General features: G+C 66.5%; 9 protein-coding genes. 5 read left to right on the top strand and 4 right to left on the bottom strand.

Annotated elements, in window-relative coordinates:
- Positions 1-565, bottom strand: a 565-nt coding sequence (locus CKO33_RS10775) for a magnesium chelatase domain-containing protein (protein WP_200182247.1), incomplete at its 3' end; no start/stop codon positions are given.
- A 197-nt stretch (positions 566-762) separates the two neighbouring features.
- On the opposite strand from CKO33_RS10775, the gene CKO33_RS10770 reads away from it, so the two are divergent.
- Positions 763-2,418: a tetrathionate reductase family octaheme c-type cytochrome gene (locus tag CKO33_RS10770; RefSeq protein ID WP_338081769.1), complete on the top strand. Its 1,656-nt coding sequence runs from the start codon at positions 763-765 to the stop codon at positions 2,416-2,418.
- 77 nt (positions 2,419-2,495) lie between these two features.
- A complete protein-coding gene (locus CKO33_RS10765; RefSeq protein ID WP_200182246.1) occupies positions 2,496-3,095 on the top strand; it encodes a cytochrome b/b6 domain-containing protein in 600 nt (199 codons plus the stop codon).
- Between the two features lie 28 nt (positions 3,096-3,123).
- Here the strand turns inward: CKO33_RS10765 and CKO33_RS10760 are convergent, their stop codons facing one another.
- Positions 3,124-3,423, bottom strand: coding sequence for an accessory factor UbiK family protein (locus CKO33_RS10760; RefSeq protein WP_200182245.1), 300 nt, complete (start codon positions 3,421-3,423; stop codon positions 3,124-3,126).
- Positions 3,424-3,713: 290 nt separating this feature from the next.
- On the opposite strand from CKO33_RS10760, the gene CKO33_RS10755 reads away from it, so the two are divergent.
- The 3 genes from CKO33_RS10755 to CKO33_RS10745 all read left to right on the top strand — a co-directional run bounded on the left by CKO33_RS10755 (position 3,714) and on the right by CKO33_RS10745 (position 6,102).
- Positions 3,714-4,400, top strand: coding sequence for a TorF family putative porin (locus CKO33_RS10755; protein ID WP_200182244.1), 687 nt, complete (start codon positions 3,714-3,716; stop codon positions 4,398-4,400).
- A 70-nt stretch (positions 4,401-4,470) separates the two neighbouring features.
- On the top strand, positions 4,471-4,809 hold the full coding sequence (glnK, locus tag CKO33_RS10750; protein WP_200182243.1) for a P-II family nitrogen regulator: 339 nt from the start codon (positions 4,471-4,473) through the stop codon (positions 4,807-4,809).
- 39 nt (positions 4,810-4,848) lie between these two features.
- Positions 4,849-6,102 (top strand): ammonium transporter family protein, encoded by a 1,254-nt coding sequence (locus tag CKO33_RS10745; RefSeq protein ID WP_200182242.1) that lies wholly within the window; start codon positions 4,849-4,851, stop codon positions 6,100-6,102.
- Between the two features lie 79 nt (positions 6,103-6,181).
- Here the strand turns inward: CKO33_RS10745 and ispH are convergent, their stop codons facing one another.
- Together ispH and lspA are read right to left on the bottom strand one after the other, a co-directional pair.
- Positions 6,182-7,126, bottom strand: a complete 945-nt coding sequence (ispH, locus tag CKO33_RS10740) for a 4-hydroxy-3-methylbut-2-enyl diphosphate reductase (RefSeq protein ID WP_200182241.1) — start codon at positions 7,124-7,126, stop codon at positions 6,182-6,184.
- Between the two features lie 33 nt (positions 7,127-7,159).
- Positions 7,160-7,663: a signal peptidase II gene (gene lspA / locus CKO33_RS10735; protein WP_200182240.1), complete on the bottom strand. Its 504-nt coding sequence runs from the start codon at positions 7,661-7,663 to the stop codon at positions 7,160-7,162.
- Positions 7,664-7,675: the final 12 nt, after the last annotated feature.

Below are 7,675 nucleotides of genomic sequence, written 5' to 3'. Positions count from 1 at the left end.
GTTCGGGACCGGGGGCGTCGCCGGGGCCGCGTCCGGGGTGGGGAGCCAGGGGGGTCTGGCCGTGCAGATGGGCGCAGACCTCCAGCAGGTGCCCCGCCGGGAGGATGCGGGCCCCGTTCACCAGGGCGGCCTCGTCGGCATCCTCCCGGGCCAGCACCAGGGCGCGGTCTTCCCGGGCGGCCGCCATGGCCGCCGGCAGCACCCCACCGGCAGGGCGCAGTGCGCCGGTGAGGCCCAGCTCTCCCAGAAATTCCGTGCCCTTCAGCGCGGCCGCCGGGATCTGGCCGGAGGCCGCCAGGATGCCCAGGGCGATGCCCAGGTCGAAGCGGCCGCCCTCCTTGGGCAGGTCCGCCGGGGCCAGGTTGACCGTGATGCGCCGGGCGGGGAATTGGAATCCGCTGGTGGTGAGGGCGGCCTTGACCCGGTCCCGGCTCTCCTTCACGGCGGTTTCCGGCAGGCCGACGATATTGACCCCCGGAAGACCGTTGGCCAGGTGGACTTCGATGTGCACCGGCGGGGCCTGGATGCCCAGCTGCGCACGGCTGACGACGACGGCAAGGTCCATGGAGATCCCGTCCCTGGTGGGCGTCCCTGTTCGTTTTCCGACTATACGGCCCCTGCCTTGCGGCGTGAAGTGGCAGGTGCCGGCCTGCTCCGGGACCGGGTTTGATCCCCATCATATCTTCGTCACCAATGATCCCTTATAAGGGAACGATGATCATCCGGATCCCGTCTTCTCCAGACAGCACGAGGGTGTCCGCCGTGTCCCGATCGCTGATGCGCGCCGTCCTGTGCCTGCTCCTGCTGGTGATCGCCCCCGGTTTGCAGGCGGAAACCTGGGGCGGTGAGCCGACGCCGGACGGCCAACCCCCGGTGCCCGCCTCCCGTCTGGATTCCACCGCCGATCACCGCGAGTTCGCGGAATTGAAGGTGCCCTTCGAGACCGGCCCGCAGGTGACCCGGGCCTGCCTGAAATGCCACACCGAGGCGGCCCGTCAGGTGCAGGAGAACATCCACTGGAGCTGGGATTACCGCCAGCCGGAGACGGGGCAGCGGCTGGGCAAGCGTAATGTCATCAATAACCTGTGCCTGATGGTGCCGGGTAACGAACCGCGATGCACCTCCTGCCACACGGGCTACGGCTGGGAGGGGCCGGACTACGATCTCACCCTGGAGGAGAACGTGGACTGCCTCGCCTGCCATGACACCACCGGCACCTATGTGAAGTTCCCCACCGGTGCCGGGCATCCCCCGCTGGAGGACCGCACCTTTCAGGGGGAACTCATCGAGGCGCCGGACCTGAACCACGTGGCCCGCAACGTGGGCAAGACCAGCCGCGAGACCTGCGGCGCCTGCCATTTCGAAGGGGGCGGCGGCGACGCCGTCAAGCATGGGGACCTGGACAGCAGTCTCCTGGATCCCCCCCGCAGCGTGGACGTGCACATGTCGCCCCAGGGGGGGGATTTTAGTTGTGCCACCTGCCACGAGTTCAGCGGTCACCGCCAGGAGGCCAGCCGTTACCACATCAATGCCGACCCCCAGGCGGGGATCGCCATCCCCGGACGCCGGAACGAGCGCCCGTCCTGCGAGTCCTGCCATGGGCACACCCCCCATGATCCCCGCATCCACAACAAGCTCAACCGGCATGCGGATTTCATCGCCTGCCAGACCTGTCATGTGCCGGAACTGGCCCGGGGCGGTCGGTCCACCAAGACCCTCTGGGACTGGTCCACCGCCGGCCGCCTGGATGAGCAGGGCCGTCCGGTGGTGGAGACCAATGCTGAGGGCCGGGTCACCTACCACGGCAAGAAAGGCAGTATGGAATGGGCCGAGGATGTTCCGCCGGTGTATCGCTGGTTCAACGGCAACATGCGCTACACCCTGCCGGGGGAGACCATCGATCCCTCGGGTCCTGTGAATATCAATACACCGGAGGGGACGCCCCGGGCGGAGGGGTCCCGCATCTGGCCCTTCAAGATCATGGCGGGGCGCCAGCCCTACGATCAGGTGCACCAGACCCTGCTCCCGGCCAAACTCTTTGGCCCGGGGGAGGAGGCCTTCTGGACCGGCTACGACTGGGACCAGGCCCTGGCCGCCGGGGTGGAGGCGGCTCGTGAGGCCGGCCATGAGGATCTACGCTTCAGCGGTGAATACGGTTTCGTGGAGACCCGCATGTACTGGCCCGTGAACCATATGGTGGCCCCGGCGGAGGACAGCATGGGTTGCGCACAATGTCATGGTCAGGACGGTCGTCTGGAGGATCTGCCGGGGGGGTACATCCCCGGGCGGGACCGTCATCCCTGGATCGAGCGCGCCGGTTGGTGGGCCGTGGGGGGAGTCTCGCTGCTGGTGCTGCTGCACGGCGCCCTGCGTCTGATCCTCTATCGCAGGGAGCGGCGTGCCATCTGGGGCCGTTAAGCCCGATCCGGTGAGGCCTGGGGGTCGGTTTTCAGTGGGGGCGCCCCGGGGCCCCCGAATCCTGGAGAATCCTGTCCATGACGGAAGTCCGTGTCTTTACCCTGTTCGAACGCTTCTGGCACTGGGCCCAGGCGGCCATCATCTTCGGGCTGCTGTTCACCGGCCTGGAGATCCACGGTACCCATCAGTTGCTGGGCTATGATCTGGCCTTCTCCACCCATGTGGTCCTGGCCTGGTGCCTCATTGCCCTGACGGCCTTCGCCATCTTCTGGCATCTGGTCACCGGCGAGTGGCATCAATACCTGCCCAGTTACCACGGCATCTGGCCCATGGTCCTGTACTACACCTACGGCATCTTCTCCGGCGAGCACAAACCCTACACCACCACCCCAGCCGCCAAGCACAACCCCCTGCAGCGCCTGGCCTATTTCGGCTTCAAGGCGGCCATTGCGCCGGCCCTGTGGCTCTCGGGGCTGATCCTGCTGTTCGACGCCTGGTGGCGGGGCACGGTGGTGGATCAGGTGATCTCCTTCGCCGCCGTGGCCTATGTGCACGTGGCCGCCACCTTCGCCATGATGGTCTTCATCATCGCCCACGTGTACCTGGCGGCCACCACCGGCCATCCCTGGTATGCTTATCTCAAGTCCATGGTGACCGGCTACAAGGAGATGGACTGAGCGGTGCCCCCGGCGGGCGCTGTGGGGCTCAGGCCGGTCCGCCCTCCTGGGGGGCCGGGTGATCCGTGTGGCCCGCCTGCGGTTCGAGGAAGCGCTTTTCCAGGGCCTGCACCCGGGATTCCATGGCCGTCAGGCGTTCCCGGGTGCGCTCCAGCAGGGCCGTCTGCACCTCGAATTCCTCCCGGGTCACCAGATCCATGCGCTGGAAGGTCCCGGAGAGTCCTGCCTTCAGGTTCTTTTCGATGTCCGCGTGCAGGTGCTGCACGGATTCGGGCATCATCTCGGTGATCCGTTTCACCATGTCGTCCAGGGTGTTGTTGTCGATCATCGCCATGTCTCCTCTTGAGCTATTGAGGGGATCGGTGGCCGCCGATCCGTACGGATCCCCATTCTAGCGGCCTCCCACCCCGGCGGGCCATGCCCTGAGGTCCGTTAGACTGCACCATTGCGGTGCATTCTCCCGTTTCCTTCCCCAAAAAGTTGCGCTGCGCGACACCTGCTCCCTGCGTGCCACTCCAAGTCCTTGTATGCACTGGGGATAGAGTGTTGGCACGACCGATGCATCCATCCCCGTGGCAGATCACATGACACAACGCACTGCTTCGAGGAGATCGCATCATGCACACCGTCCTGACCCGTTCCCTGCTGGCCACCGCCGTTACCACCGCCCTGGTGGCCGGTACGGCCGTCTCTTCCACCGCCGCCGCCGAGGTGAGCGCCAATGTCGGCTTCACCAGCAACTATCTGTTCCGCGGCGTCACCCAGACCGATGACCAGGCTGCGGTGCAGGGTGGGGTGGACTACGCCCATGAGGGGGGCTTCTACGTGGGGACCTGGGCCTCCAACGTGGACTATGGGCCGGACAGCCGCGGTTATGAAGTGGACGGCTACTTCGGCATGGCCGGCGGCATCGGCGACTCCGGCGTCGGCTTCGACGTGGGGTACATCTACTATGCCTATCCCAGTCTGGACGATTCCGATTTGGGTGAGGTCTACGGCGGGCTGGATTTCATGGGGGCCCATGCCATGGTGAATCTGGTGACCAATGCCGATGACAACAGCGCGGAGGATTCCCTGAGCTATGAACTGGGCTACGGCCTGGACCTCACCGGGGACATGGCCCTGGACGGCACCGTGGGCTACGTGGACCCCGACGAGGGGGATGGGGATTACACCTGGTGGTCCGTCGGCCTGACCCGGGCCACGGAGCTGGGGGACTTCACCCTGGCCTACACCCAGAACGATATCGACGGCGGCAATGCCGACGACCCGCGGGTCTCCGTGGCCTTCGGCATGTCCTTCTGAGTGAAGGGCGGGTCCTGATCACGCATAGGGGCGGTCGTGCTTCCATGACCGTCCCCGAGGAGCAGCGAACATGAAACTGGTTACCGCAATCATCAAGCCGTTCAAGCTGGACGACGTGCGCGAGGCCCTCTCCGAGATCGGGGTGCAGGGCATCACGGTCACCGAGGTCAAGGGCTTCGGGCGGCAGAAGGGGCACACCGAACTCTACCGGGGCGCGGAATACGTGGTGGACTTCCTGCCCAAGGTGAAGCTGGAGGTGGCCGTGGACGATGGTCTGGTGGATCAGGTCATCGAGGCCGTGAGCCAGTCTGCCAACACCGGCAAGATCGGGGACGGCAAGATCTTCGTCTTCCCGCTGGAGCAGGCCATCCGCATCCGTACCGGCGAGAACGGCTCCGACGCACTCTGATCCCCATCCAAGGCTTCTACATCTGGCGGAGGACGCAACGTGGAAAATCAAGTCATCGAGATCGCATACGCACTGGACACCTTCTATTTCCTGGTGTCCGGGGCCCTGGTCATGTGGATGGCCGCCGGCTTCACCATGCTGGAGGCGGGTCTGGTCCGCTCCAAGAGCACGGTGGAGATCCTCACCAAGAACATTGCCCTCTATTCCATCGCCTGCATCATGTACATGATCATCGGCTACAACATCATGTACGGCGGCGGCATCAACAGCCTCATCCCCAGCTTCTGGCCGGTGCTCAGCAGCGTGGACCATAGCGTGGAGGAGGTGGTCGCCAGCGGCGGGGAGGTCTACTACTCCAGCCTGTCGGACTTCTTCTTCCAGGTGGTCTTCGTCGCCACCGCCATGTCCATCGTCTCCGGCGCCGTGGCCGAACGCATGAAGCTCTGGGCCTTCCTGCTGTTCTGCGTCGTGCTCACCGGCTTCATCTATCCCTTCCAGGGGTTCTGGAGCTGGGGCGGGGGCTTTCTCAGCGACCTGGGCTACTCCGACTACGCCGGCTCCGGCATCGTGCACCTGACCGGTGCGGTGGCCGCCCTGGCGGGGGTCCTGCTGCTGGGGGCGCGCAAGGGCAAGTACGGACCCAAGGGGCAGATCAATGCCCTGCCCGGGGCCAACCTGCCCCTGGCCACCCTGGGGATCTTCATCCTCTGGCTGGGCTGGTTCGGCTTCAACGGCGGTTCCGAGCTGAAGGTGTCCGATGTGGAGTCCGCCAACAACGTGGCCCGGGTGTTCACCAACACCAACCTGGCGGCGGCCGGCGGCGTGGTGGCCTCGCTGATCACCTCCCGCCTTCTTTTTGGCAAGACCGACCTCACCATGGGCCTCAACGGCGCCCTGGCGGGGCTGGTGGCCATCACCGCAGAACCGCTCATGCCCCATCCGCTGCTGGCCACCCTCATCGGCTTCATCGGCGGTGTGCTGGTGGTGTTCTCCATTGTCCTGCTGGACAAGATGCGCATCGACGATCCGGCCGGGGCCATCTCCGCCCACGGCACGGCGGGGATCTGGGGGGTGTTCGCGGTGCTGCTGTCCAACCCGGACGCCACCTTCCTGGCCCAGCTGGCGGGCGTGGTCTCCATCTTCGCCTTCGTCTTCATCCTCAGCCTGCTCTTCTGGCTGCTGCTCAAGGTGACCATGGGCATCCGGGTGAGCGAGGAGGATGAGATGGGCGGCGTGGACATCGCCGAATGCGGCCTGGAGGCCTATCCGGAGTTCACCGCCACGCGCAAGTGAGGCCCTTCCATCCCTGCAGATGCATGTCCCTTGCGGGCGCCTCCGGGCGCCCGTTTTTTATGGGTTGAATTCAGGGGGCTCATTCCTCCTCGGTGCGCAGGGCCCGGGGCAGGGAGAAGATGACCTGCTCGGGTCGGCCCTGGTGCTCCACCAGGGTTTCGGCGCCCAGGGGGCGCAGGTGTTCCACAACCTGCTGCACCAGCAGTTCCGGGGCCGAGGCCCCGGCGGTGAGCCCGATGCGCCGGCAGCCCTGCAGCCACTCGGGGCGGATGTCCGCGGCGGTGTCGATGAGATGGGCCGTGACCCCCATCTTCTCGGCGATCTCCCGCAGGCGGTTGGAGTTGGAGCTGTTGGGGGAGCCCACCACCAGGATGAGATCGCATTCCCCGGCCAGGGCCTTGATGGCGTCCTGACGGTTCTGGGTGGCGTAGCAGATGTCGTCCCGGCGCGGCCCCTGGATCTTCGGGAAGCGTTCCCGCAGGGCCTCGACGATGCCGCGGGTGTCGTCCATGGAGAGGGTGGTCTGGGTGACATAGGCCAGGCGTTCCGGGTCCTGTACCTGCAGGCTGCGCGCCTGGGCCTCGTTCTCCACCAGATGGATGTCCCCCCCACGGCTGCGGTCGTACTGCCCCAGGGTGCCATCCACCTCCGGGTGTCCGGCATGGCCGATGAGCACCACCTCCTCGCCCTTGGCGGCGTGCCGGGCCACCTCCATGTGCACCTTGGTGACCAGGGGGCAGGTGGCGTCGAACACCCGCAGGCCCCGGCGTTCGGCTTCCTGTTGCACGCTGCGGGGCACGCCGTGGGCGCTGAAGATGACCGTGGCCCCGTCCGGAACCTGGTCCAGTTCCTCCACGAAGATGGCCCCCTTCTGCCGCAGTTCGTTCACCACATAGCGGTTGTGCACCACCTCGTGGCGCACGTAGATGGGTTGGCCGAAGCGTTCCAGGGCCCGTTCGACGATCTCGATGGCCCGGTCGACGCCGGCGCAGAAGCCGCGGGGGTTGGCGAGAAGGATCTGCATGGCTGGGGGTCCGTATCGTTGGGGGGATCGTGTTCAGGGGGCCGGGTCGTCCGGGCCCGCCTCGTCCCTGCCACGGGACGGGGGCTCGGGCAGGAGGCTGGTGGCGATGAGCAGCACGGCGCCCACGGTGATGGCGCTGTCGGCCAGGTTGAACGCGGGCCAGTGATAGCCGGCGTAGTGCAGGTCGATGAAGTCGATGACATGGCCGTGCCAGATCCGGTCGATGACGTTGCCCAGGGCCCCGCCCAGCACCAGGGCCAGGGCGGCGGCGGTGAGGCGTTCCCCGGCACTCAGGCGGCGCATCCAGACCACGAGGACAACGCTCACCCCCAGGGCCAGGGCGATGAACAGCCAGCGCTGCCAGCCGCCGGCCTCCCCCAGGAGGCTGAAGGCCGCCCCGGTGTTGTACACCAGGGAGAGGTTGAAGAAGGGCAGCACCTCCACGGGGGCGAACTGCACCAGCTGGTGCTCGGCGATGGACTTGGTGAGCTGGTCCAGGCCGAGGACGGCGACGGCGAGCCAGAGCCATCGGAGCATGACGATGCCCCC

Origin of the sequence: Ectothiorhodospira mobilis, from assembly GCF_016584115.1 — a bacterium.
Lineage (GTDB): Bacteria > Pseudomonadota > Gammaproteobacteria > Ectothiorhodospirales > Ectothiorhodospiraceae > Ectothiorhodospira > Ectothiorhodospira mobilis.
The sequence above is the reverse complement of the archived record's forward strand: the minus strand, read 5'-3'. Positions and strand labels throughout refer to the sequence as shown.